24 protein-coding genes are annotated in these 22,819 nt (G+C 66.9%); 15 read left to right on the top strand and 9 right to left on the bottom strand.

All coding sequences use genetic code 11. From position 1 onward, the window contains the following. The coding region (locus G3N98_RS28830; protein WP_206150039.1) for a GMC family oxidoreductase N-terminal domain-containing protein at positions 1–1,625 on the bottom strand (1,625 nt) is incomplete at its 3' end. Between the two features lie 225 nt (positions 1,626–1,850). Here G3N98_RS28830 and G3N98_RS28825 point away from each other — a divergent pair. Beyond that, a complete protein-coding gene (locus G3N98_RS28825; protein WP_241026127.1) occupies positions 1,851–2,315 on the top strand; it encodes a hypothetical protein in 465 nt (154 codons plus the stop codon). A gap of 39 nt (positions 2,316–2,354) precedes the next feature. Continuing rightward, complete coding sequence (locus tag G3N98_RS28820; protein WP_206150037.1) at positions 2,355–3,797, top strand: coniferyl aldehyde dehydrogenase; 1,443 nt, start codon at positions 2,355–2,357, stop codon at positions 3,795–3,797. A 72-nt stretch (positions 3,798–3,869) separates the two neighbouring features. Here the strand turns inward: G3N98_RS28820 and G3N98_RS28815 are convergent, their stop codons facing one another. Both G3N98_RS28815 and G3N98_RS28810 read right to left on the bottom strand, forming a co-directional pair. Next, positions 3,870–4,901 carry a serine/threonine protein kinase gene (locus tag G3N98_RS28815; protein WP_206150036.1) on the bottom strand — a complete coding sequence of 344 codons (1,032 nt, stop codon included), beginning with the start codon at positions 4,899–4,901 and terminating at the stop codon, positions 3,870–3,872. Between the two features lie 49 nt (positions 4,902–4,950). Then, positions 4,951–5,163 (bottom strand): hypothetical protein, encoded by a 213-nt coding sequence (locus G3N98_RS28810; protein ID WP_011353523.1) that lies wholly within the window; start codon positions 5,161–5,163, stop codon positions 4,951–4,953. Between the two features lie 797 nt (positions 5,164–5,960). Here G3N98_RS28810 and G3N98_RS28805 point away from each other — a divergent pair. Beyond that, a complete protein-coding gene (locus G3N98_RS28805) occupies positions 5,961–6,842 on the top strand; it encodes a DMT family transporter (RefSeq protein WP_206150035.1) in 882 nt (293 codons plus the stop codon). A 302-nt stretch (positions 6,843–7,144) separates the two neighbouring features. Then, positions 7,145–7,330, top strand: a complete 186-nt coding sequence (locus G3N98_RS28800; RefSeq protein ID WP_011353526.1) for a hypothetical protein — start codon at positions 7,145–7,147, stop codon at positions 7,328–7,330. A gap of 110 nt (positions 7,331–7,440) precedes the next feature. Here the strand turns inward: G3N98_RS28800 and mgrA are convergent, their stop codons facing one another. Further along, positions 7,441–8,484: an L-glyceraldehyde 3-phosphate reductase gene (gene mgrA, locus G3N98_RS28795; RefSeq protein ID WP_069249117.1), complete on the bottom strand. Its 1,044-nt coding sequence runs from the start codon at positions 8,482–8,484 to the stop codon at positions 7,441–7,443. Between the two features lie 193 nt (positions 8,485–8,677). On the opposite strand from mgrA, the gene G3N98_RS28790 reads away from it, so the two are divergent. Then, on the top strand, positions 8,678–8,884 hold the full coding sequence (locus tag G3N98_RS28790; protein WP_011353528.1) for a DUF3185 family protein: 207 nt from the start codon (positions 8,678–8,680) through the stop codon (positions 8,882–8,884). Positions 8,885–9,032: 148 nt separating this feature from the next. Here the strand turns inward: G3N98_RS28790 and G3N98_RS28785 are convergent, their stop codons facing one another. Further along, a complete protein-coding gene (locus G3N98_RS28785; protein ID WP_206150033.1) occupies positions 9,033–9,806 on the bottom strand; it encodes a phytanoyl-CoA dioxygenase family protein in 774 nt (257 codons plus the stop codon). Between the two features lie 352 nt (positions 9,807–10,158). Here G3N98_RS28785 and G3N98_RS28780 point away from each other — a divergent pair, with 352 nt between their 5' ends. Further along, positions 10,159–10,500, top strand: coding sequence for a hypothetical protein (locus G3N98_RS28780; RefSeq protein WP_089426563.1), 342 nt, complete (start codon positions 10,159–10,161; stop codon positions 10,498–10,500). 136 nt (positions 10,501–10,636) lie between these two features. Here G3N98_RS28780 and metK read toward each other — a convergent pair whose 3' ends face one another. Further along, positions 10,637–11,824 (bottom strand): methionine adenosyltransferase, encoded by a 1,188-nt coding sequence (gene metK, locus G3N98_RS28775; RefSeq protein WP_006482984.1) that lies wholly within the window; start codon positions 11,822–11,824, stop codon positions 10,637–10,639. A 265-nt stretch (positions 11,825–12,089) separates the two neighbouring features. Here metK and lpxL point away from each other — a divergent pair, with 265 nt between their 5' ends. Beyond that, positions 12,090–12,974 carry a lauroyl acyltransferase LpxL gene (gene lpxL / locus G3N98_RS28770; protein WP_089426564.1) on the top strand — a complete coding sequence of 295 codons (885 nt, stop codon included), beginning with the start codon at positions 12,090–12,092 and terminating at the stop codon, positions 12,972–12,974. 19 nt (positions 12,975–12,993) lie between these two features. Here the strand turns inward: lpxL and G3N98_RS28765 are convergent, their stop codons facing one another. Together G3N98_RS28765 and G3N98_RS28760 are read right to left on the bottom strand one after the other, a co-directional pair. Beyond that, a complete protein-coding gene (locus G3N98_RS28765; protein WP_046544200.1) occupies positions 12,994–13,296 on the bottom strand; it encodes a HigA family addiction module antitoxin in 303 nt (100 codons plus the stop codon). Between the two features lie 13 nt (positions 13,297–13,309). Next, a complete protein-coding gene (locus G3N98_RS28760) occupies positions 13,310–13,588 on the bottom strand; it encodes a type II toxin-antitoxin system RelE/ParE family toxin (protein ID WP_069249122.1) in 279 nt (92 codons plus the stop codon). 382 nt (positions 13,589–13,970) lie between these two features. Here G3N98_RS28760 and dapF point away from each other — a divergent pair, with 382 nt between their 5' ends. From dapF to hslU, 8 genes are all read left to right on the top strand, one after another. Beyond that, the gene (dapF, locus tag G3N98_RS28755; RefSeq protein WP_089426566.1) at positions 13,971–14,840 is read left to right on the top strand and encodes a diaminopimelate epimerase; all 870 of its coding nucleotides are present in this window, start codon (positions 13,971–13,973) and stop codon (positions 14,838–14,840) included. A 37-nt stretch (positions 14,841–14,877) separates the two neighbouring features. Further along, on the top strand, positions 14,878–15,606 hold the full coding sequence (locus G3N98_RS28750; RefSeq protein ID WP_089426567.1) for a DUF484 family protein: 729 nt from the start codon (positions 14,878–14,880) through the stop codon (positions 15,604–15,606). Between the two features lie 14 nt (positions 15,607–15,620). Further along, on the top strand, positions 15,621–16,541 hold the full coding sequence (gene xerC / locus G3N98_RS28745; protein WP_089426568.1) for a tyrosine recombinase XerC: 921 nt from the start codon (positions 15,621–15,623) through the stop codon (positions 16,539–16,541). 76 nt (positions 16,542–16,617) lie between these two features. Next, the gene (locus G3N98_RS28740) at positions 16,618–17,832 is read left to right on the top strand and encodes a class I SAM-dependent rRNA methyltransferase (RefSeq protein WP_069249126.1); all 1,215 of its coding nucleotides are present in this window, start codon (positions 16,618–16,620) and stop codon (positions 17,830–17,832) included. A gap of 200 nt (positions 17,833–18,032) precedes the next feature. Continuing rightward, positions 18,033–19,106 (top strand): GTP-binding protein, encoded by a 1,074-nt coding sequence (locus tag G3N98_RS28735; protein WP_206150031.1) that lies wholly within the window; start codon positions 18,033–18,035, stop codon positions 19,104–19,106. A gap of 496 nt (positions 19,107–19,602) precedes the next feature. Continuing rightward, positions 19,603–20,019 (top strand): RNA polymerase-binding protein DksA, encoded by a 417-nt coding sequence (gene dksA / locus G3N98_RS28730; RefSeq protein WP_006477498.1) that lies wholly within the window; start codon positions 19,603–19,605, stop codon positions 20,017–20,019. Between the two features lie 240 nt (positions 20,020–20,259). Further along, positions 20,260–20,796, top strand: a complete 537-nt coding sequence (gene hslV / locus G3N98_RS28725) for an ATP-dependent protease subunit HslV (RefSeq protein ID WP_011353540.1) — start codon at positions 20,260–20,262, stop codon at positions 20,794–20,796. 10 nt (positions 20,797–20,806) lie between these two features. Then, complete coding sequence (hslU, locus tag G3N98_RS28720) at positions 20,807–22,150, top strand: ATP-dependent protease ATPase subunit HslU (protein WP_089426571.1); 1,344 nt, start codon at positions 20,807–20,809, stop codon at positions 22,148–22,150. 177 nt (positions 22,151–22,327) lie between these two features. On the opposite strand, the gene G3N98_RS28715 is transcribed toward hslU, so the two are convergent. Further along, on the bottom strand, positions 22,328–22,819 hold a 492-nt coding region (locus G3N98_RS28715; RefSeq protein WP_206150030.1), incomplete at its 5' end, for a response regulator.

The raw sequence follows: 22,819 nt of genomic DNA, 5'->3' as shown, positions 1-22,819 counted from the left end.
GCCGCGGCTGCCTCGCCGCGCGGCGCCGCGCCCTTGCGCGTGGCGACGATGAAATCCGCCGCGCGTTCGCCGATCATCACCGACGGCGCATTCGTATTCCCGCCGACCAGCGTCGGCATCACCGACGCATCCACCACACGCAACCCTTCGACGCCGCGCACGCGCAGTTGCGGATCGACGACCGCGCGCGCGTCCGAGCCCATCCGGCAGGTGCCGACCGGGTGGTAGATCGTGTCGGCATGCTCGACGATCGTCTTGCGCAGTTCCGCTTCGCTCTGGTCGGCCCGCGTGTACAGCTCGCGCCCGCCCTGCGACGCGAGCGGCGCCTGCGACAGGATCCTGCGCATCGCCTGCGTGCCGCGCACGAGCAGGTCGAGATCGCGCGAATCGCTGAAGAAGCGCGGATCGATCAGCGGTGCGTCGCGCGCATCGCCGCTCGCGAGCGCCACCGTGCCGCGGCTGAACGGCCGCAGTGCGCACACGTGCAGCGAATAGCCGAAGCCCCAGTGCATCTTGCGGTTGTGGTCGTCCACGAGCGCCGTGCAGAAGTGCAGTTGCAGGTCGGGACGCTCGAGCGACGGATCGCTCTTGATGAAGCCGCCGGCCTCCGCGACGTTGCTCGTCATCATCCCGGTGCGGCTCGAGAAATAGCGCGCGAGCGCGGGCGTCATCTTCGCGATCCCGCGCAGGCACACGCCGACCAGTTCCGATGAATTCACGCGCGTATTGATGATGAAATCGATATGGTCGATCAGGTTCGTGCCGACGTCCGGCGCATCCTGCACGACCGCGATCCCGTGCCGGCGCAGCTGCTCCGCCGGGCCGATCCCCGAGCACATCAGCAGTTGCGGCGAATTGAACGCACCGGCCGACACGATCACTTCCGCGCGCGCGTCGAGCGTCTCGACTCGCCCGTTGCGCGCGATCGCGACGCCGGCCGCGCGCTTGCCGTCGAACGTGACGCGCAGCACCGTCGCATCGGTGATCACGTGCAGGTTCGGCCGGTTGCGGCCGTAGATATACGCGCGGGCGACGCTGCAGCGCGAGCCGTCGCGGTGCGTGACCTGGTAGAAGCCGACGCCTTCCTGCGTCGCGCCGTTGAAGTCGTCGTTCAGCGGATAGCCGGCCGCGTGCGCCGCCTGGATGAATCGTTCGGAGAACGGATTGCGAAAGCGCAGATCCGACACCGTGAGCGGGCCGTCCGCACCGTGCCACGCATCGGCGCCGCGCGCGTTGCCTTCCGCGCGGCGGAAATACGGCAGCACGTCCTGCCACCCCCAGCCGGTCGCGCCGAGCTGCGCCCATTCGTCGTAGTCGCCCGGGTGGCCGCGCGTGTAGATCATCGCGTTGATCGCGCTCGAGCCACCCATCCCGCGCCCGCGCGGCTGATAGCCGCGCCGCCCGCCGAGGCCCGGCTGCGGCACCGTCTCGTAGCCGTAGTTCGTGCCGAGCTTGAACGGCACCAGCGCCGCGATGCCGACGGGCATGTTGACGAGCAGGTTGCGCTCCGTATGCGAGCCGGCCTCGATCAGCGCGATCGTCGCGTCGGGGCAGGCATCGGCGAGACGGCCTGCGAGGCTCGACCCGCCCGAACCGCCGCCGACGATGATGTAGTCGTATTGCATGTCACGTCTCCGTCGTGTCATGGAAGGCGCCCGGCACCGCCGCGCGACCGCGTCCCCTCTTGTAATGTTCGGGCATTGTAGGAATGGCCGTCGCGCGCGCGGCGCGCCGATTCAAGAGCGATTCCTCTAAACGCTCGCGTGAACTAAATTTAAGATGTATCGATTCGCTTGGCGCGACGCGCCGGCCACGAGAAGCCGATCCGTCGCGCAACGGGAGTGACGACGATGCAGCGCCAGGTTCTGCAGGCCGCGTGCCGACCGGGTGGTCCGGATGCGATGCGCGCAGCCCGCATTTCATTTCAAACGGCTGCCCGCGCGGGAATGCTTAACGTCATGCGCGCAGTCGGTCGAAATCGAACGGCACGTGTCGTCGCCGACCGTTTGGATGGTTTGCCGCCGCAGCGGCACGGTGCACTGCGGCACGATTTGACTGACCTGTCGCGCTGCCCCGCTTCGGCGCACCGGCAGGCGCTCACGGCGCAGCGACGCGTGCCTGTCGGCAGTCACATCGCGCCGCACATGCATGCGCCACAAAGCAGTTTCCGGATGCACACACCGTCGCGCGGATGCGACGCCCGCTGCACGCTTCAACCGGTTTTCGAGTACACGTCGCATCCGGCCCCGTGCCGCGCGACCCGCACCACCCCGATCCGCGTCGCCGCGCTCGCCGAGCGTGCGCATGCGGCGTGACGGCCGGCCGACCCGCCTGGCCCAACTGGAGGAGACGACATGAAGAACGACCTGCCCGAACTGGCCCCGCAAGCCCTGCCGTCGGTGGATGCGCTGACGGCGCTGCTGCGCGACCAGCGCGCGGCCTACCTGCGCGCGCCGTATCCGGCATGGGAAACGCGCGTGCAGCACCTGCGCGCGCTGCGCACGATGCTGATCGACCATGCGGATGCCCTCGCCGAAGCGATCAGCGCCGACTTCGGTCATCGCGCGAAGCAGGAAGTGCTGCTGTCGGAAATCTGGATGGCGAAGGAAGAGATCGACGACGCGCTCAAGCACGGCAAGCGCTGGATGAAGCCGATCCGCAAGCCGATGAACAAGTGGCTGCGCCCGGCGCGCGCGAAGGTGATGCCGCAGCCGCTCGGCGTGGTCGGCATCGTCGTGCCGTGGAACTATCCGGTGCTGCTCGCGGCCGGCCCGCTGATCTGCGCGCTCGCGGCCGGCAACCGCGCGATCATCAAGATGTCCGAACTGACGCCGCGCACGTCGGCGCTGTTCGAGCAGCTCATTGCCAAGACCTTCACGCGCGACCACGTCGCGGTCGTGAACGGCGATGCGGAAGTGGGCGCCGCGTTCAGCGGGCTGCCGTTCGATCACCTGCTGTTCACCGGCTCGACGCACGTCGGCCGCCACGTGATGCGCGCAGCCGCCGACAACCTCACGCCCGTCACGCTTGAACTCGGCGGCAAGTCGCCGGCGATCGTCGGCCCGAACGCGCGCTTCGATGCAGCGGTCGACGCGATCGTCGCGGGCAAGACGCTGAACGCGGGCCAGACCTGCATCGCGCCCGACTACGTGCTGCTGCCGCGCGGCATGGAAGCCGCGTTCATCGAGCGCGCACGCGCCCGGTTCGCGAAGCTGTATCCGGACCTGTCGGCCAACGGCGACTACACGACGATCGTGTCGCCGCGCCACTACGCGCGGCTGCAGCAGCTCGCGAGCGACGCGCAGGCGGCCGGCGCGCAACTGCATCCGCTGTCCGACGCGCAATCCGATCCCGCATCGCGCCGCTTCGTGCCGTGCGCGGTCACGCAGGTGCCGGCCGCGTCGCAACTGATGCAGGAGGAAATCTTCGGGCCGCTGCTGCCGCTCGTGCCGTACGAACGGCTCGACGAAGCGATCGCCTACGTGAATGCACGCCCGCGTCCGCTCGCGCTCTACCTGTTCGACGAGGACGGCGGCACGATCGACCGCGTGATGCGCGAAACGATCTCGGGCGGCGTGTCGATCAACGAAACGCTGATGCACATCGCGTGCGGCAGTTTGCCGTTCGGTGGTGTCGGGGCGAGCGGCATGGGCGCCTATCACGGCTACGACGGCTTCGTGACGTTCTCGAAGATGAAGCCGGTGCTCACGCAGGCGCGCCTGAACGCGCGCAACCTGCTCGCGCCGCCGTACGGCAAGCGCTTCGCCGCGTTGATCAAGCTGATGCTGAAGTTCTGAGGGAAACGGGCCGCGCGCATCGCGCCGCGGCCCGCACCGGCATGTCGCGCGGCGAGGGTGCCGCGCGCGCCGTCACACGGGCCAGAGCGGCCCTTCCTGCATCGCACCGATCTGCTCGCGCAACTCGAGCACGCGCGCTTCCCAGTAACGATGCGTGTTGAACCACGGGAACGCGGCCGGAAATGCGGGATCGTCCCAGCGCCGCGCGAGCCATGCGGCGTAGTGGATCAGCCGCAGCGTGCGCAGCGCTTCGACGAGATGCAGCTCGCGCGGCTCGAATTCGCAGAAATCCTCGTAGCCGGCCAGCAGGTCCGCCAGCGCACGCGACGCGCCTTCGCGATCGCCCGGCAGCAGCAGCCACAGATCCTGGATCGCGGGCGCCATCCGGCTGTCGTCGAAGTCGACGAAATGCGGGCCGGCATCGGTCCACAGCACGTTGCTCGGATGACAGTCGCCGTGCGTGCGCAGCAGGCGGATCTCGCCCGCCCGCTCGAACGCGGCCTCGACGCCTTCGAGCGCGAGGTTCACGGCCGTCTCGTATGCGGGCCGCACATCGTCCGGAATGAAATCGTGCGCGAGCAGGTAGTCGCGCGGCTCATAGCCGAACGTCCTGATGTCGAGCACGGGGCGCGCGACATACGGCTGCGTCGCGCCGACCGCATGGATCCGGCCGATGAAGCGGCCGAGCCATTCGAGCGTGTCACTGCGATCGAGATCGGGCGCGCGGCCGCCGCGCCGCTCGAAGATCGAGAAGCGGAAGCCGTCGAACGCATGCAGCGTGCGGCCGTCGAAGGTGCGCGCGGGCACCGCCGGAATCTCGCGCGCGGCGAGTTCGGCGACGAACGCGTGCTCTTCGAGGATCGCTTCGTCCGACCAGCGTGCCGGACGGTAGAACTTCGCGACGACCGGCGGGCCGTCTTCGATACCGACCTGATAGACGCGGTTTTCGTAGCTGTTGAGCGCGAGCAGGCGCCCGTCGGTGCGCAGGCCGGCCGGTATCAGCACGCTGTCGAGCGCGTCGAGCACGCACTCGGGCGTGAGTCCGGCGAACGGCGGGCCGGCGGGAGAAGCGGGAGCGGAAATGACGTCTTTCATGCCCCGCATTGTGCCGCCAGCCGGGCTGAAAGACGAGCGCCCGGTGCGATGATGGCGCTTAGTGAAGCGCCGCGCCGGCCGGCAGCACGGATTCGCCGGTGTCGATCAGGTCCTCGAGAAAGAACGGCTCGGTGTTGAGTTCCTTGGACTCGCCCGGTACGCCCGCGTACCAGGTCACCATGGCCATGTCGCCCAGGACGCGCTGGACGATGCCGCGCGCGCCCTTCGGCACCGCGATATGGGTAGTGCAGACAATCGACCCGACATGCATGATGGTTCCCCACTCTTGAATCTTGAAACCCGGCCCGCTGGGGGCCGGCAAATGCACGATCCGCGCGCTCTCGTCGGAGCGTTGCGCGTAATCCCATTGTTCACGGTTTATCGAAGCACGAAAAGAAGAAGAAGCAGGCGAAGTGCCGCGAATTCGTCGAATGTCTCCAATCAACCACTGCGCCGGGGTAGACGCTTGCCCGCCCGGTTACCCCCATCATACCCTGTCGAATGTGACTGGCCGCCGAATCCCCGGCATCACCGCGGCGCGTACGTGACGGACGCCCCAGGTGCACCGTGAATCCGGTATCGGGTCACCAGGCAATTTCGCGCGACTGCGATTGCCGAATCACGCGACGCCGTCGTCATCACCTTCCCCCTGCCTCGAACGCAGCCCGCACAGCAACGGTTGCCCACGCATCGCCCTCCGACCTTCGCCATGCGATGCGCCACCGACTTGTGTTGCATCCGATGCAGGCCTTGCGGTACCTTTGATGCTCATTCGCGTTCAAGCGCATTCCGACACGATGCATCCGCTCACGTCCGCCCTCGCAAAATCCCGGCCGCAGTTCGACTCGCGGCCGCAGGCGTGCGCGCATCCGTCGGTCCTTCCTCCTCCTGTCGCCCCGCCGCTCGTCGGCGCCGCGCCGCCCCCTCCGGCGGCACGCGCCGGCTGACCAGCCGGCTTTTCGTTTCGTCTTCCATTCGCCCGCAGGCCCGCATTCGTGCGTCGTGACGCACGGCGTGCTGCTGCGCGCGCGGATGGAACATTCCGATCCGTTCGACAGGTGGATTCACATGGTTTCGTTCAAACGCGCGCTCGCCGCGCATGGCGCGACGTCGCTCTTCGTGCTGCTGTGGAGCAGCGGCGCGATCTTCGCTGAACTCGGGCTGCGTCACGCGTCCGCGTTCGTCTTTCTCACCGCACGTTTCGCACTCGCATCGTCCGTGCTGCTCGGGCTGGCCCTCCTGCGCAAGCGCTGGCTGCCGCCGCGCGGCGAACGGCGCATGGCCGCGCTGACCGGCTTGCTGATGATGGGCGGCTATTCGATCTTCTACCTGCTCGCGCTCGAACGCGGGATCGCGCCGGGCGTGCTCGCGACGATCCTCGGCGTACAGCCGATCCTCACGCTCGCGATCGTCGAGCGGCGCTGGCAGCCCGTGCGCATCGCGGGGCTCGCGCTGTCGCTGGCCGGTCTCGCGCTCGTCGTGTTCCGCGGCACAGGAGACGGCGGCCTGTCACTCGCGGGCATCGCGTGCGCGCTCACCGCGCTCGTCGCGCTGACCGCCGGCTCGCTGCTGCAAAAACGCGTACGTGCGGCGCCCGCCGACGTGCTGCCGCTGCAGAATGCGATCGGCCTCGCGCTGTGCGTGGCGATCGTGCCGTTCCGGCCGGTGTCGTTCGACCTGAGCTGGGCCTTCGTGATCCCGTTGCTGTGGCTCGGCATCGTGATTTCGGTGATCGCGCAACTGCTGTTCTACCGGTTGATGCAGCGCGGCGATCTCGTCAACGTGACGAGCCTGTTCTATCTCGTGCCCGTCGTCACCACGCTGATGGATGCCGCATGGCTCGGCAACCGGCCCGAGCCGCTCGCGCTCGCCGGCATGGGCGCGATCATCGCGGGGCTCGCGCTCGTGTTCCGCGGGCCGGCCGCCCGCGTGCAACCCGACCGCGCATGAGCGGGCGTGCCGCCGCGCCCGCGGGGGCGGCGGCACGCATCGGACACATACGACGAATCCGCAAAAATCGAAAGGCGCGAGAAAGATACGCGCAAGGCGTTCGTCTAACTTGCGGGAAAAGTGCGCGATTCACGGGGCTTTCCGCTGATTTTTAATGGTTCGGATAGCGAAAAGCGCTGCCGGTTGCCTATACTCGAATTGACCGCCCCGCTCGCAATCGGGCCGGACCAAGACTAGAAACACCCGGCATGGGGCCGGAGCAAGCGCGCACGCGCCCGCTCCGGTCGACCTTGGAGACACGCATGACGACCTACTTCACGATCGGCGACTTCATCCTGTTGATTCCGATGGCGCTGGCCGGAGCGCTATTTCTCGGCGCGGTGCCGTGCGCAACCGAATTCCGCCATAACCTACTGCGCGTGCTGGGCGTCATTCTCGGCGTCGGCGTCGCGGTATTGCTCGTCGAAGGCCTGCCTGCGCTGATCTAGCGGCGCACCACCCGTGCGTGACCTGCATCGCTGCACTGCAGCGATGCGATGTGCCGCGCGCAAGCCATCAATACGGCACGCGATGTTTCGCATGCCGTATCGACTGCCGGTCAGATCGCCTGATCGGTGGACGGCTTTTCCCACAGATTGATGCCGCCTTCCGTCGCGTAACGATCGATCTCCGCGAGCTCTTCCGCCGAGAATTCGAGGTTCTTCAGCGCGCCGACGTTTTCACGCACCTGCTCCGCGCGGCTCGCGCCGATCAGCGCGGACGTCACGCGGCCGTTGCGCAACACCCAGGCGAGCGCCATCTGCGCGAGGCTCTGCCCGCGCCGTTCGGCGATCGCGTTGAGCTTGCGCACATGGTCGAGGTTGTCCGCGCTCAGGTGATCCTGCTTCAGCGAGCCGCCGCCCGGCTTGTTCACGCGCGCGTCGGCCGGCACGCCGTTCAGGTACTTCGACGTGAGCAGCCCCTGCGCGAGCGGCGTGAACGCAATGCTGCCCGTGCCGATCTCGTCGAGCGTGCCGAGCAGTTCGGTTTCGACCCAGCGATTCAGCAGGTTGTACGACGGCTGGTGGATCAGCAGCGGCACCTTGTACTGCGCGAGCAGCTCGGCCATCTCGCGCGTCTTCGCCGCCGAGTACGACGAAATGCCGATGTAGAGCGCCTTGCCCTGCTGCACGGCCGACGCGAGCGCGCCCGCCGTTTCCTCGAGCGGCGTGTGCGCATCGAAGCGGTGCGAATAGAAGATGTCGACGTAGTCGAGCCCCATCCGCTGCAGGCTCTGGTCGAGGCTCGCGAGCACGTACTTGCGCGACCCGCCGCCGCTGCCGTAAGGCCCCGGCCACATGTCCCAGCCGGCCTTCGTCGAGATCAGCAGCTCGTCGCGATACGGCCGGAAATCTTCCTTCAGCAACCGGCCGAAGTTGGTTTCCGCGCTGCCGTACGGCGGCCCGTAGTTGTTCGCGAGGTCGAAGTGGTTGATGCCGAGGTCGAACGCGGTGCGCAGGATGTCGCGCTGCGTCGAGATCGGCGTCGAGTCGCCGAAGTTGTGCCACAGGCCGAGCGACAGCGCGGGCAGTTTGAGCCCGGATTTGCCGCAGGTGCGGTATTGCATGTCGGCATAACGTTCGGAAGCTGCTTCGTAGGCCATGAGTCGGTTCCGTCAGGACATCGGGAGAAGGGACGCGCGCCGGCCGCGCTTGCGGCGCGGCGGCGGCGAAGGAGTCATACGACGACTATGGTAGCGAAAGCGGCCGGAACGCGCTCGCCGGCGCGACGATGGACGCGGCCGCGGCCGTCGCCTACACTGCGGCGTCTCGAATCACCGTTTCTGCGAGGTTGGTATGTCCCGGGTCATCTCGGTTGCGCTGCTCGTCGGCGGCGTCGTGCTGCTGTATTTCGGCGGCCAGTCGTTCCATTCGATCAACGACAACGTGTCGCGCTTCTTCACCGGTTCGCCCGCGACGAAGACGATCCTGCTGATCGTGGGCGGCGCCGTCGCATCGTTCATCGGCCTGATCGGCCTCGCGATGCCGGGCGGCAAGCGCTGAGCGCCAGCCGCGCGATGCACGCACGGCCCGCGTCATACGCTCGGGCCGCGCCAAACGAAACGGGCGGCCAGGCCGCCCGTTGTTCCATGCATCCGCGATGCGCTGCATCGCGTCATCACCGCGGCCTTGAAGGCCGCCCGCTGCGCGCCTAGAACGGCACTTCCGATTTCGATGCCGAGCGCGTGCCGGGCACCGGCCGGTTGCTCGCACCGTGATACGTATACACGAGCGAGAACTTCACCTGGTCGGAACGGTTCTGCCCGGCCGAATGCAGCGTGTTGCTGTGGAAGAACACGACGTCGCCCGTCTGCAGCGACGGGCACGTGGCCGCAGCGATCATCTTCTGGTTCTCCGGCAGGTCGCTGCGGAAGAACTTCGCATCATCGAACGCTTCGGGCCCGAATTCGGCCGTGTGCGACCCCGGTACGAGCCACAGTGCGCCGTTCTCGTTCGTTTCCGGCCCGAGCGCGAGCCACACCGACACCATGTCCGGACGCTCGAACGACCAGTAGCGGAAATCGCGATGCCAGCCGGTCAGGCTGCCGTACGCGGGATGCTTGGTCATCATGCAGTTGTGATGCGCGCGCGACAGCACCGGCTCTTCGCCGAAATACTCGCGCATCCACGCGCCGATTTCGGGTGCGATCGCACGCTCGGCGAAGGCCGGATCACGCGAGTACGCGTCGAGCAGCCGCCGCACCGTATGCCCGCCCGGCGCATGCTTGGACTCGGGCGCGCCCGGATAGCGCAGGTCCGCCTCGAACTCGATCGGCTCGGCCGCCTCCCGCAACTGGCGCTCCGCGACCTGCCTGAGCGCCGCGCACTGCTCGTCGCTGACGAGGCCACGCGCGACGACGAAGCCGCGCTCGCGCAATTCCGCGACTTGCGCGCGGATCGATTCCGACTGCAATGGAGACGACATGGGATGCCAGACGCTTATTGTGTGAATGTGACGATTGTAAATCGGCGCCGGATGCCGCGAACAGCACCATTGTCGTGCGCAGGGGCATGCCAATCGCGAATTTGATCCGGCTCAAGGGAACTGTGCGGCGCGGCGCCGGCCTCAGCGACAGGCGGTATGCGGCACACGCCTTGTGGCACAAGGGTTTATCGCGACTTTTGCGCGTCATGAATCCCCTGTAGCCTGTCGCGGCCTGTCAATTCTGGCGGGCGCGGCGCGCAGCGGGTTTCGGTAAGATCCGTTGCGCACTCCGAGGCCGTTCATACCAGTGCGCTCCCAAGGGCGCCATCCATACAAGCGAAGCATCGTTCACATGCCATTCCGTCTGACTTCCCGTCTCAGCCGCGCTGCGAAGCGCGTCGTGCCGCCCGCTCCTGCCCGCTCGCTGCGCCATCACCGCGCACGCACGCAGGCGCTGGCCGAGCGCACGCCCGCCCATAGCCGGCTGGACGGCATCCGTGCGTGGTTCCACGCATTTTTCTCGATGATGAGCACGCAAGCGTTCTCGCGCCGTGCCGGCCTGCGCTCGCTGCTGCAGAAGCCGTCGTCGCTGCGCGCGCTCGCGCTGCGCCGCACGCTCGGCCCGCAGCGCCGCGTCAACCGCCCGCGCCGCCTCGCGGCCAGCAACGGCTGGTTCGGGTTCGGCGCACGCTGAGCGCACGCCGGCGGGCACCGCCGCGCGACGATCGCCGTCGCGCCGTTGCCCGTGCCGTTGCCCGATCGCCGCGGCGATCGGAACGCATAAAAAAACCCCGGCAATGCCGGGGTTTTTCATTTGAGGCGAACGACGCTTACGCGACGCGTGCCGTCGGCTCGACGCCGGCCGCTTCGGCCAGCGCGAGCGCCTTGTCGGTCGCTTCCCACGAGAATTCCGGCTCTTCGCGGCCGAAGTGGCCGTAAGCCGCGGTCTTCTCGTAGATCGGGCGCAGCAGGTCGAGCATCTTGATGATGCCCTTCGGACGCAGGTCGAAATGCTCGCGCACGAGCTTCGTGATCACCGCATCCGACACGCGGCCCGTGCCGAACGTGTTGACCATCACCGAGGTCGGCTCGGCCACGCCGATCGCGTACGACACCTGGATCAGCGCGCGCGACGCGAGGCCGGCGGCGACGATGTTCTTCGCGACGTAGCGGCCTGCGTATGCAGCCGAACGGTCGACCTTCGACGGATCCTTGCCCGAGAACGCGCCGCCGCCGTGCGGTGCGGCACCGCCGTACGTGTCGACGATGATCTTGCGGCCGGTCAGGCCGCAGTCGCCCTGCGGGCCACCGATCACGAATCGGCCGGTCGGGTTCACCAGGAACTTGATGTCGCCCTTGATCAGGTCGGCCGGCAGCGTCGGCTTGATGATTTCCTCGATCACGGCTTCGCGCAGCGCCGGCAGCTCGATGTCCGGTGCGTGCTGCGTCGACAGCACGACGGTGTCGATCGAATCGGGCTTGCCGTCGACGTAGCGAACCGTCACCTGCGACTTCGCGTCCGGGCGCAGCCATTGCAGGCGGCCGTCGCGGCGCAGGCTGGCCTGGCGCTCGACGAGGCGATGCGACAGGTAGATCGGCAGCGGCATCAGTTCCGGCGTTTCATCGCACGCGTAACCGAACATCAGACCCTGGTCGCCCGCGCCCTGGTCGAGGTTGTCGTCGTGTGCACGATCGACGCCCTGGGCGATGTCCGGCGACTGCTTGTCGTACGCGACGAGCACCGCGCAACCCTTGTAGTCGATGCCGTAGTCGGTGTTGTCGTAGCCGATGCGCTTGATCGTGTCGCGCGCGATCTGGATGTAGTCGATGTTGGCCGTCGTGGTGATTTCACCGGCCAGAACGACGAGACCCGTGTTGCACAGCGTTTCCGCCGCTACGCGGGAATACTTGTCCTGCTCGAGGATGGCATCGAGGATCGCGTCCGAGATTTGGTCCGCGACTTTGTCCGGATGGCCTTCAGAGACGGATTCGGACGTGAAGAGATAATCGTTTGCCACTTTTTCAGGCTCCTGTGTGGTTACGGTTGGTTTCACGTAGCCAGCTTCGTTGGGCCTGAAGCGGCGACGCTTTAGCGGATTACCAGGACCGGGCAGCGCGTGTCACGCTAACCGGCTTCGCCCCGCAAGTTGTCAGTTAACTCGGCGAAGCCCGTATTATAGCGGCTTTCCTGAATTGTCACAGAGCGCCGCCCGTGCTGCATCTTCCGCTGTCTCACCACCCTGTTTGCAAAGCGCCGGCCAGCCGGTCCCACGGAGGTTCCGCATGCTAGGTCGTCTAGCCACGCACCTCGCCATTGGCTTGCTGAAACTGCTCGCCCTGTTGCCGTACGGCCTGACCGCACGGTTCGGCGATGGTCTCGGCTGGCTGCTCTACAAGATCCCCAGCCGGCGAAAGCGCATCGTACACACCAATCTGAAACTCTGCTTCCCTGACTGGAGCGACGAACGCCGCGAGGAAATTGCCGGGCAGCATTTCCGCCATGCGATCCGCAGCTACGTCGAACGCAGCGTGCAGTGGTTCGGCTCGGAGAAAAAGCTCGCGAAGCTGATCCAGGTCGACAGCGCGGTCGACCTCGACGATCCGGACCTGCCGCCGACGCTGTTCCTCGGCCTGCATTTCGTCGGCATCGAGGCCGGCTCGATCTGGCTGAACCGTTCGCTGCACCGCCGCTGCGGGTCGCTCTACCAGCCGTTCTCGAACGCGGTGCTCGAGGAAGAGGCGAAGAAGGCGCGCGGGCGTTTCGACGCCGAGATGGTCGGCCGCGCGGACAGCGCGCGCGTCGTGCTGCGCTGGCTGCGCGACCGCAAGCCGGTGATGCTCGGCGCCGACATGGACTACGGGCTGCGCAATTCGACGTTCGTGCCGTTCTTCGGCGTGCCCGCGTGCACGCTGACGGCGGTCGGCCGGCTCGCGAAGACGGGCCGCGCGCAGGTCGTGCCGTTCATCGGCGAGGTGCTGCCGAACTACAAGGGCTACCGTCTGAAGGTATTCAAGCCGTGGGATCACTACCCGACCGGCGACGACGATCTCGACGCGCGGCGGATGAACGCATTCCTCGAGGAACAGATCCCGCTGCTGCCCGAGCAATACTATTGGGTCCACAAGCGCTTCAAGACGCGCCCGAACGGCGAGCCGAGCCTGTACTGAGCCATGCTCGCGGGCGCGTTCACGTGCGTGCCCGCGCTCTCGCTATCTTGGGCACGCCTTTCGCGCGCGCCTGCCACAAGTCGTAAGCGGATTGCTGGGCGAGCCACAGATCCGCGCGACCGCCGTTCTCCTCGCCAAGCCACGCCTCGATGCGCAACGCCATTTCCGGCGAGATCCCCGCATGACCATGCAGAATGCGCGACAACGCCGCACGCGTGACGCCGAGTTGCGCCGCGGCCTCGGTGACGGTCAGGCCGAACGCCGGCAGCACGTCGTCGCGCAGCGCTTCGCCCGGATGCGGCGGATTGAAGATGCGAGTCATCGCTTGAATCACCTCAGTGGTAGTCCTGGTAATCGACCAGGACGGCATCGGCGCCGTCGAAACTGAACGTCAGACGCCAGTTGCTGCTCACGCTCACCGCGAAATGGCCGTCCAGTCCACGGGCAAGGCCGTGAAACCGCCAGCCCGGCACGTTCATGTCGAGCGGCCGGCTCGCGACGTCGAGACGTGCAAGCTGGCGTCGTAACCTTGGCGCATGGTCGGGCCGGATGCCCGCCTTGTTCCCGTTCGTGAAAAACGCTTCCAGCCCCTTGTGCTGCCACGACTTGATCATGGATCTCCCAGATTCGAGTCGCGATGCCGACAGCATGGCCCATGCGTATAGCCACACTATACGAATCGCTTGATTGCCTCGTCAATTTGACCTGTACGAAAGTACGCGTCCGCGCCATCCCGTGTTTTCGCCGAACCCTGCTGGCATCGCAACAGGCCCGTCACACCGCATCAATCTGCCCGCCTGTCGCACACGCGACCAGTCGACCGATCGACAGATGCGCCCCATTTCGCCCCCACCCGCCCCCGCCCGCGCAGGACGCCCCTGTCGGCTGCATGTATCATTTGCGGTTGAGATCAGCACGACGAACGAGGCGCCCGGCATGGCGCGGCGTCACGCGCGCCGCGCTGACCGCCTTGTTCGCCATGGAAATCCGGACCCAGTGAAACTCTCGTTCACCAAGATGCACGGCGCGGGCAACGACTTCGTCGTGCTCGACGGCTATTCGCGCGCATTGCCGCCGCTCACCGAAGCGCAGGTGCGTGCGCTCGCCAATCGTCACTTCGGCATCGGCGCCGACCAGTTGCTGCTCGTCGAGAAACCGACCGTCGACGGTGTCGATTTCAAGTACCGGATCTTCAATTGCGACGGCGGCGAGGTCGAACACTGCGGCAACGGCGCGCGCTGCTTCGTGAAATTCGTCAGCGACCGCGGCCTGACCGACAAGCGCAGCGTGCGCGTGCAGGTGATGAAGGGCCTGATCACGCTGACGATGCAGGACAACGGCGAAGTCGTCGTCGACATGGGTGCGCCCGTGTTCACGCCGGCGCAGGTGCCGTTCGATGCAGCGGGCCTCGACGGCCGCACCGAGGGTCGCGACACGCTGTGGCCGCTCGACGTCGGCGGTGCGACGCGCTGGATCTCGACGGTGACGATGGGCAACCCGCACGCGGTGCAGGTCGTCGACGATGCAGAAGCGTATCCGGTGCTCGAAGAAGGCCCGCTGATCGAGCACCACGCGCGCTTCCCGGAGCGCGTGAACGCCGGCTTCATGCAGATCGTGTCGCGCAGCGAAGTGAAGCTGCGCGTGTACGAACGCGCGGCGGGCGAGACGCTCGCGTGCGGCACCGGCGCGTGCGCGGCGGTCGCGGCCGGCATCCGGCGCGGCCTGCTCGATTCGCCGGTGACCGTGCACACGCATGGCGGCACGCTGACGATCAGCTGGGACGGCGCGCGCGACGAAGCCGCCGCGCTGATGATGGCCGGGCCCGCCACGACCGTGTTCGAAGGCGAGATCGACCTGCCCGCCTGACCTTGCAACGTCCTTGATAACTGAACGCTCCCGCCACATGAACGATCGCGAAGTCGCCGACTACCTGCTCGCCAACCCCGAATTCTTCGCGCAGCACGCCGAACTGCTCGCGACGATCCGCCTCGCGAACCCGCACGGCAAGGCCGCTATCTCGCTGCAGGAGCGGCAGATGGAGATGCTGCGCGACAAGAACAAGCATCTCGAGCGCCGGCTCGCCGAGCTCGTGCGCTACGGCCACGAGAACGACAGCCTGTCCGCGAAGTTCAGCCGCTGGACCGCACGCGTGATCGCGGAACGCGATCCGTACGCGCTGCCGCGCACGATTGCCGACGGCATCGCCGAAGTCTTCGACGTGCCGCAGACGGCGCTGCGCGTGTGGGATGTCGCCGACACCTACTCGCAGGCCGACTTCGCGCGCCAGGTCGGCGAGGAAGTGCGCCTGTTCACGAACGGGCTGTCGACGCCGTACTGCGGTGCGAACACGGGCTTCGAGGCCGCGCAGTGGCTCGCGCCCGCGGTCGCCGCCCCGGCCGCGAATGCGGCGGAAGGCGCGGAAGCCGCGTCTTCTGCCGGCGACGGCTCGGCCGCATCGGTCGCGCTGCTCGCGCTGCGTGCGCCGCTCGCCGGCAACGATGCGCCCGCGTTCGGCCTGCTCGTGCTCGGCTCGCCCGACCCGCGCCGCTTCCACGACGGGATGGCCACCGACTTCCTCGCGCAGATCGCGACGCTCGCGAGCGCCGCGCTCACGCGCCTGCTGCCGCACTGATCCTGCCGCACGCGATGACAGACGATCCGATCGCCGCCTACCTGTCGAACCTGAAGCACGTCAGGCAGCTGTCGGAACACACGCTGCGCGGCTACACGCACGAACTCGACGAGCTGAAGAAGCTCGCGAACGGCCGGCCGCTCGACGCGCTGACGGCCGCCGACATGCGCGGCGCGGTCGCGCGTGCACATTCGGGCGGGCTGTCCGCCCGTTCGATCTCGCACCGGCTGTCCGCGTGGCGCGCGTTCTACCGCTGGCTCGCGCAGCGCGTCGAGATGCCCGCGAACCCGGTCGCCGCGGTGCGCGCGCCGAAACGTGCGAAGACCTTGCCGAAGGCGCTGTCGGTCGACGATGCTTCCGCATTGATGGACGCGCCGCTCGCCAACACGACCGAAGGCATTCGCGATCACGCGATTCTCGAGCTGTTCTATTCGTCGGGGCTGCGCCTGGCCGAGCTGATCGGGCTCGACGTGATGTACACGCAGGCCGACGGCTACCGCTCGACCGGCTGGCTCGACCTCGCCGAAGCCGAAGTCACCGTGCGCGGCAAGGGCAACAAGGAGCGCAAGGTGCCGGTCGGCCGCAAGGCGATCGACGCGCTGAACGCATGGCTCGCGGTGCGCGGCGAATTCGTGAAGCACGATCCGCATCCGCTGTTCGTGTCCGTGCGCGGCAACCGGATGTCGCCGGGCGTCGTGCGCGAGCGCGTGAAGCGCGCAGCGCTCACCGCGGGCATCCCCGCCAACGTCCATCCGCACGTGCTGCGCCACTCGTTCGCGACGCACGTGCTGCAGTCGAGCGGCGACCTGCGCGCGGTGCAGGAGCTGCTCGGCCACGCGAGCGTCTCAGCGACGCAGGTCTATACGTCGCTCGACTTCCAGCATCTCGCGAAGATTTACGACAGCGCGCACCCGCGCGCGAAGAAGCGCGACTGACGCGCGTCCCGTGTTACCCGCCGCGCGCGGCGACCGGCCACGGCCGGCTGCGCGCACGGCCCATTTCGATCTCATCATGCAAACCGTCACCCTCAAGCCGTCCAAGGAAAAATCGCTGCTGCGCCGCCATCCGTGGATCTACGCCAATGCGATCGACCGCGTCGACGGCAAGCCCGCGCCCGGCGCGACCGTGATCGTGCGCGCGCACGACGGCCGCTTCCTCGCGCGCGGCGCGTACAGCCCGCAATCGCAGATCCGCGTGCGCGTGTGGAGCTTCGACGAGAACGAGCCGATCGACCACGCATTCTTCAAGCGCCGCGTGCAGCGCGCGGTCGCGCACCGCACGACGATGGTGTCGGGCACGGGCGCGGTGCGGCTCGTGTTCGGTGAAGCCGACGGGCTCCCGGGGCTGATCGTCGACTACTACGTCGCGGACACCGCCGAAGCCGGCGCCGCGCCGCGCGGCCAGCTCGTCTGCCAGTTCATGGCGGCAGGCGTCGAAGCGTGGAAGGACGCGATCGTGAAGGCGCTCGTCGGCGCCACGGACTGCCCGAACGTCTACGAGCGCTCGGACGTGTCGATCCGCGACAAGGAAGGGCTCGAACAGACGACCGGCGTGCTGGCCGGCGATGCGCCGCCCGCGACACTGATCTCGAACGAAAACGGCGTGCGCTATCACGTCGACGTGCCGAACGGCCACAAGACGGGCTTCTACGTCGACCAGCGCGACAACCGCGCGCTGGTGGCGCAGTACGCGGCCGATCGCGACGTGCTGAACTGCTTCTGCTACACGGGCGGCTTCTCGCTCGCCGCGCTCAAGGGCGGCGCGAAGCGCGTCGTGTCGATCGACTCGTCGGGCGATGCGCTCGCGCTCGCGCAGCAGAACGTCGTCGCCAACGGCTTCGACGCCGAACGCGCGACCTGGCTCGACGCCGACGCCTTCAAGACGCTGCGCCGCCTCGTCGACGAAGGCGAGCGCTTCGACCTGATCGTGCTCGATCCGCCGAAGTTCGCGCCGACGCGCGACAGCGTCGATCGCGCGGCGCGCGCATACAAGGACATCAACCTGAGCGGCTTCAAGCTGCTGCGTCCGGGCGGCCTGCTGTTCACGTACTCGTGCTCGGGCGCGATCGACATGGACCTGTTCCAGAAGATCGTCGCGGGTGCGGCCGCCGACGCGAAGGTCGACGCGCGCATCCTGAAGCGCCTCGGCGCGGGCGTCGATCACCCGCTGCTCGCGGCCTTCCCGGAAGGCGAATATCTGAAGGGCCTGCTGTTGCAAATCGTCTGATCGCCCCGATCTACGCGCGTAACCGTCCGCCGGCCGCACCCTGGCGCCCGGCGGATCCGCGCTCCCGCCTGTCGTTCGGACGACGGGCGAGGGCTTGACAGGTATGTTTCAATGGATGGTTGTGCGCCCCGGCTGGCAAAGCCCCGGGCGCGACGCACATCCTGGTTTTGACCCCGATTCACGAACCACAGGCGATTGACATGGCCACTCCCGTCACCATCCTCACCGGCTTCCTCGGCAGCGGCAAGACGACGCTGCTCAAGCGCATCCTGAACGAACAGCACGGCATGAAGATCGCCGTGATCGAGAACGAGTTCGGCGAAGAGAACATCGACAACGAAATCCTCATTCAGGATTCGAACGAGCAGATCATCCAGATGAGCAACGGCTGCATCTGCTGCACGATCCGCGGCGACCTCGCACGCACGCTCGGCGAGCTCGCCGCGAAGAAGCGCGAAGGCAAGCTCGACTTCGACCGCATCGTGATCGAAACCACCGGCCTCGCGAACCCGGGCCCGGTCGCGCAAACCTTCTTCATCGACAGCGAGATCGCCGACGATTTCCTGCTCGACGCGGTCATCACGCTGGTCGACGCGAAGCACGCGAACGCGCAGCTCGACGAGCACGAAGTCGTGCAGCGCCAGGTCGGCTTCGCCGATCGCCTGTTCATCACGAAGTCGGACCTGGTCGACGACCAGACGGTGGCCGGCCTCAAGCATCGCCTGATGCACATGAACCCGAAGGCCGCGATCAAGGTCGTGAACTTCGGCGAAGCGGACATCAAGGAAATCTTCGACCTGCGCGGCTTCAACCTGAACGCGAAGCTCGAGATCGACCCCGACTTCCTCGCCGAGGACGATCACGCGCACCACGATCACGACCATGATCACGATCACGCCAGTTGCGACCACGATCACGGTCAATGCGCGCACGATCACGACCACGGCCACCACCATCACCACCACGCGCACCACGACGACAAGATCAAGTCGTTCGTGTACCGCAACGACCGTCCGTTCGACCCGAACAAGCTGGAAGACTTCCTCGGCGGCATCCTGCAGATCTACGGCGAGCGGATGCTGCGCTACAAGGGCGTGCTGTACATGAAGGGCGTCGACCGCAAGGTCGTGTTCCAGGGCGTGCACCAGATGATGGGCAGCGACCTCGCGTCGAAGTGGCTGCCGGTCGAGAAGAAGACCAACAAGATGGTGTTCATCGGCGTCGATCTGCCGCAGGACCTGATCACCGACGGCCTCGACGCCTGCCTCGCCTGACGCGCGCGGGCAACCGCCGCGCACGCCGCCGCGAGGCCGCCTCGCAGGCGGCTGCGGCGGCCGCGGGGCGCCCTTTTCGGGCAGGGTTTCGCCGTCATCGCTTTTTCGCGATTTGCGCGTTATATTTTCTAGATATTGGCGCAGCCGACGGGGATCGACCCGATACGGCGCCCGCTTGCGATTCAGTTACAATACGTGCCCGCTGGAGTACGGCAACAAACAGGCCCGGTTCTTGCTGAACCAGTTTTCCGGGCATCGCAACCGCGCCGGATCGCCAATCCGCCTCCCGGCCGCGGCCGATGCGATGTGCCGCGCAGCACACCGGTTCGCAGCGCGCGCAACTCCGCGCCAGGCCCATCCTGGTATTTGAGAACCGGTTTTCCAGAGGCTTTCGGCCCCGCGGCGGCAAATCGCAAATGATTGCAAGGGCGGTTGCGGGTAATCCCAAAGTGCAGGCAATATCTATCGATTTGCCGCACATTGAAGAAGCAAGCAGATGACGAAGAAACTCTTGACCGAAGCCGAAATCCTGAAGATGAGCGACAAGGATTACATGAATGAGGATCAGCTCGCCTTCTTCAAAAATCGGCTCGAACAGTTGCAGGCGGACATCCTCAAGAATGCAGGCCAGACGACCGAGAACCTGCGCGAGACGGTGATCGTGCCCGATCCCGCCGATCGCGCGACGATCGAGGAAGAGCACGCGCTCGAACTGCGTACGCGCGATCGCGAACGCAAGCTCCTCAAGAAGGTTCAGCAGTCGCTCGCCCGCATCGATTCCGGCGATTACGGCTGGTGCGAGGAAACCGGCGAGCCGATCGGCATTCCGCGCCTGCTCGCGCGTCCGACCGCCACGCTGTCGCTCGAAGCGCAAGAGCGCCGCGAGCTGCGCCAGAAGCTGTTCGGCGACTGATCGAGCGGCGTTCCGCTCAGACACGCTGCTTCCCGAAAGCGCGCGGCCTGCCGCGCGCTTTTTGTTTTTCCGGCACCGGTTCCCCGCCGGCCGCCGATTTGCCCACCCCGCCTCTTGATATCCCGGCGCCCGCCCTAAAATGAAACGGATGCGCGCCGGGCCGCTTCCCGGCGCACTGCGAGTTACGCGGCGGCGCCTCGCGCGCCCCCGACTCTTCCCCGTTTTTCTCAAGGAACGCAGATGGAGCAATTTCACGGCACGACCATCGTTTCGGTCCGGCGCGGCGACAAGGTCGCGCTCGGCGGCGACGGCCAGGTAACCCTCGGCAACATCGTCATGAAGGGTGGCGCGCGGAAAGTGCGGCGGATCTACAACAACCAGGTGCTGGTCGGATTCGCGGGCGGCACCGCCGATGCGTTCTCGCTGCTCGACCGCTTCGAGGCGAAGCTCGAGAAGCACCAGGGCAACCTGACCCGTGCGGCCGTCGAGCTCGCGAAGGACTGGCGCACCGACCGGATGCTGCGTCGCCTCGAGGCGATGCTGATCACGGCCGACGCCACCACCACGCTCGTCATCACCGGCAACGGCGACGTGCTCGACCCCGAAGAAGGCATCTGCGCGATCGGCTCGGGCGGTGCGTATGCGCAGGCGGCAGCCCGCGCGCTCGCGGAGAACACCGAGCTGTCGCCGCGCGAGATCGTCGAGAAGTCGCTCGAGATCGCCGGCGACATGTGCATCTACACGAACCACAACCGCATCATCGAAACGATCGAGTAAGGACCGCACCATGAGCACCATGACCCCTGCCGAGATCGTCTCGGAACTCGACAAGCACATCATCGGCCAGGCGAAGGCGAAGAAAGCCGTCGCGGTCGCGCTGCGCAACCGCTGGCGCCGCCAGCAGGTCGCCGACCCGCTGCGCCAGGAAATCACGCCGAAGAACATCCTGATGATCGGGCCGACGGGTGTCGGCAAGACCGAAATCGCACGCCGCCTCGCGAAGCTCGCGGATGCGCCGTTCATCAAGATCGAAGCGACCAAGTTCACCGAAGTCGGCTACGTCGGCCGCGACGTCGACAGCATCGTGCGTGACCTGATCGAGATCTCGGTCAAGCAGACGCGTGAAACCGAGATGCGCAAGGTGCGCAGCAAGGCGACCGACCAGGCGGAAGACCGCATCCTCGACATCCTGCTGCCGCAACCGCGCGCGGTGGGCTTCGGCGGCAACGCCGAGCACGCGAACGACGACAACAACGTGACGCGCCAGACGTTCCGCAAGCGCCTGCGCGAAGGCCAGCTCGACGACAAGGAAGTCGAGCTCGACCTCGAGCAGCCGTCGGCCGGCATGGACATCATGGCGCCGCCGGGGATGGAAGAGATGACCGAGCAGATCCGCTCGATGTTCTCGAACCTCGGCAGCGGCAAGAAGCAGCGCCGCAAGGTGAAGATCAAGGAAGCGCTGAAGCTGCTGACCGACGAGGAAGCGGCGAAGATGCTCAACGACGAGGAAGTGAAGACGAAGGCGGTGCAGAACGTCGAGCAGAACGGCATCGTGTTCCTCGACGAGATCGACAAGATCACGTCGCGCAACAACGAAGGCAGCGGCGGTGAAGTGTCGCGCCAGGGTGTGCAGCGCGACCTGCTGCCGCTCGTCGAAGGTACGACGGTCAACACGAAGTACGGGATGGTGAAGACCGATCACATCCTGTTCATCGCGAGCGGCGCGTTCCACCTCGCGAAGCCGAGCGACCTGATTCCGGAACTGCAGGGCCGCTTCCCGATCCGCGTCGAGCTCGACTCGCTGTCGGTGAACGACTTCGAAGCGATCCTCGTCGCGACCGACGCAAGCCTCGTCAAGCAGTACCAGGCGCTGCTCGCGACCGAAGACGTGCAGCTCGAATTCGCCGACGACGGCATCCGTCGCCTCGCGGAGATTGCCTATTCGGTCAACGAGAAGACCGAGAACATCGGTGCGCGCCGGCTGTACACGGTGATCGAGAAGCTGCTCGAGGAAGTGTCGTTCTCGGCCGGCAACCATGCGGGCGAATGCGTGACGATCGACGCGAAGTATGTCGATCGCGCACTCGGCGAAGTGGCGCAGGACGAAGACCTGTCGCGCTACGTGCTGTAACGCGCGCGGCGTCGAATGCGAAACGGGCGGCCCGGCGGGCCGCCCGTTTTCGTTGGTGCGCCGGGCGGCAGGCCGCCATGCGCCGCCCGTCCGCCTGCGCGATCGCGCGCCGTATCCCGCGGCACGCGTCGTACGGAATCGGCCTCGTCGTGACGATCACGGCGCGCGGCGCGCCGCTTACTGCCGCACCGGCTTCTTCGCGAGCTTGCGCTGCAGCGTGCGGCGATGCATGTTCAGCGCGCGCGCGGTCGCCGAAATATTGTTGTTGTTCTCGGCCAGCACGCGCTGGATGTGCTCCCATTCGAGCCGGTCGACCGACAGCACGACCGGATTCTCGAGCGCTTCGTCGGCCTGCACTTCGGTCGCGTTGGTCTGCAGCGCGGCCAGGATCGACTCGACGTTCGCGGGCTTCGCGAGATAGTTGTCGGCGCCTTCCTTCACCGCCTGCACGGCGGTCGCGATGCTCGCGTAGCCGGTCAGCACCAGGATCCGCGCGTCGGGCTGCAGGTCGCACAGCGGCGCGATCAGGCTCAGGCCCGAATCCTCGCCGAGATGCAGGTCGACGGTGATGAACTGGAACTTGCCGCCCGCGGCGAGCCGCAGCGCCGCCTCCTTGTCGTGCGCCTGCTGGACCGCGTAACCGCGGCGCTCGAGGCCGCGCGCGAGCGG

It is taken from the genome of Burkholderia sp. Tr-20390 (assembly GCF_017104595.1).
Classification (GTDB): Bacteria; Pseudomonadota; Gammaproteobacteria; order Burkholderiales; family Burkholderiaceae; genus Burkholderia.
Note: the sequence above shows the minus strand (reverse complement) of the source record. Positions and strands in the feature narration are given on the sequence as shown.

Coding starts and splice junctions, on each gene's coding strand:
- G3N98_RS28735 (WP_206150031.1), top strand. CDS start 18,033: ATGGCCACTCCCGTCACCATCCTCACCGGCTTCCTCGGCAGCGGCAAG.
- G3N98_RS28820 (WP_206150037.1), top strand. CDS start 2,355: ATGAAGAACGACCTGCCCGAACTGGCCCCGCAAGCCCTGCCGTCGGTG.
- mgrA (WP_069249117.1), bottom strand. CDS start 8,484: ATGGCCTACGAAGCAGCTTCCGAACGTTATGCCGACATGCAATACCGC.
- G3N98_RS28815 (WP_206150036.1), bottom strand. CDS start 4,901: ATGCGGGGCATGAAAGACGTCATTTCCGCTCCCGCTTCTCCCGCCGGC.
- G3N98_RS28785 (WP_206150033.1), bottom strand. CDS start 9,806: ATGTCGTCTCCATTGCAGTCGGAATCGATCCGCGCGCAAGTCGCGGAA.
- dksA (WP_006477498.1), top strand. CDS start 19,603: ATGACGAAGAAACTCTTGACCGAAGCCGAAATCCTGAAGATGAGCGAC.
- hslV (WP_011353540.1), top strand. CDS start 20,260: ATGGAGCAATTTCACGGCACGACCATCGTTTCGGTCCGGCGCGGCGAC.
- G3N98_RS28805 (WP_206150035.1), top strand. CDS start 5,961: ATGGTTTCGTTCAAACGCGCGCTCGCCGCGCATGGCGCGACGTCGCTC.
- G3N98_RS28780 (WP_089426563.1), top strand. CDS start 10,159: ATGCCATTCCGTCTGACTTCCCGTCTCAGCCGCGCTGCGAAGCGCGTC.
- G3N98_RS28760 (WP_069249122.1), bottom strand. CDS start 13,588: ATGATCAAGTCGTGGCAGCACAAGGGGCTGGAAGCGTTTTTCACGAAC.
- hslU (WP_089426571.1), top strand. CDS start 20,807: ATGAGCACCATGACCCCTGCCGAGATCGTCTCGGAACTCGACAAGCAC.
- G3N98_RS28790 (WP_011353528.1), top strand. CDS start 8,678: ATGTCCCGGGTCATCTCGGTTGCGCTGCTCGTCGGCGGCGTCGTGCTG.
- G3N98_RS28800 (WP_011353526.1), top strand. CDS start 7,145: ATGACGACCTACTTCACGATCGGCGACTTCATCCTGTTGATTCCGATG.
- lpxL (WP_089426564.1), top strand. CDS start 12,090: ATGCTAGGTCGTCTAGCCACGCACCTCGCCATTGGCTTGCTGAAACTG.
- G3N98_RS28810 (WP_011353523.1), bottom strand. CDS start 5,163: ATGCATGTCGGGTCGATTGTCTGCACTACCCATATCGCGGTGCCGAAG.
- G3N98_RS28750 (WP_089426567.1), top strand. CDS start 14,878: ATGAACGATCGCGAAGTCGCCGACTACCTGCTCGCCAACCCCGAATTC.
- G3N98_RS28825 (WP_241026127.1), top strand. CDS start 1,851: ATGCAGCGCCAGGTTCTGCAGGCCGCGTGCCGACCGGGTGGTCCGGAT.
- G3N98_RS28740 (WP_069249126.1), top strand. CDS start 16,618: ATGCAAACCGTCACCCTCAAGCCGTCCAAGGAAAAATCGCTGCTGCGC.
- G3N98_RS28765 (WP_046544200.1), bottom strand. CDS start 13,296: ATGACTCGCATCTTCAATCCGCCGCATCCGGGCGAAGCGCTGCGCGAC.
- xerC (WP_089426568.1), top strand. CDS start 15,621: ATGACAGACGATCCGATCGCCGCCTACCTGTCGAACCTGAAGCACGTC.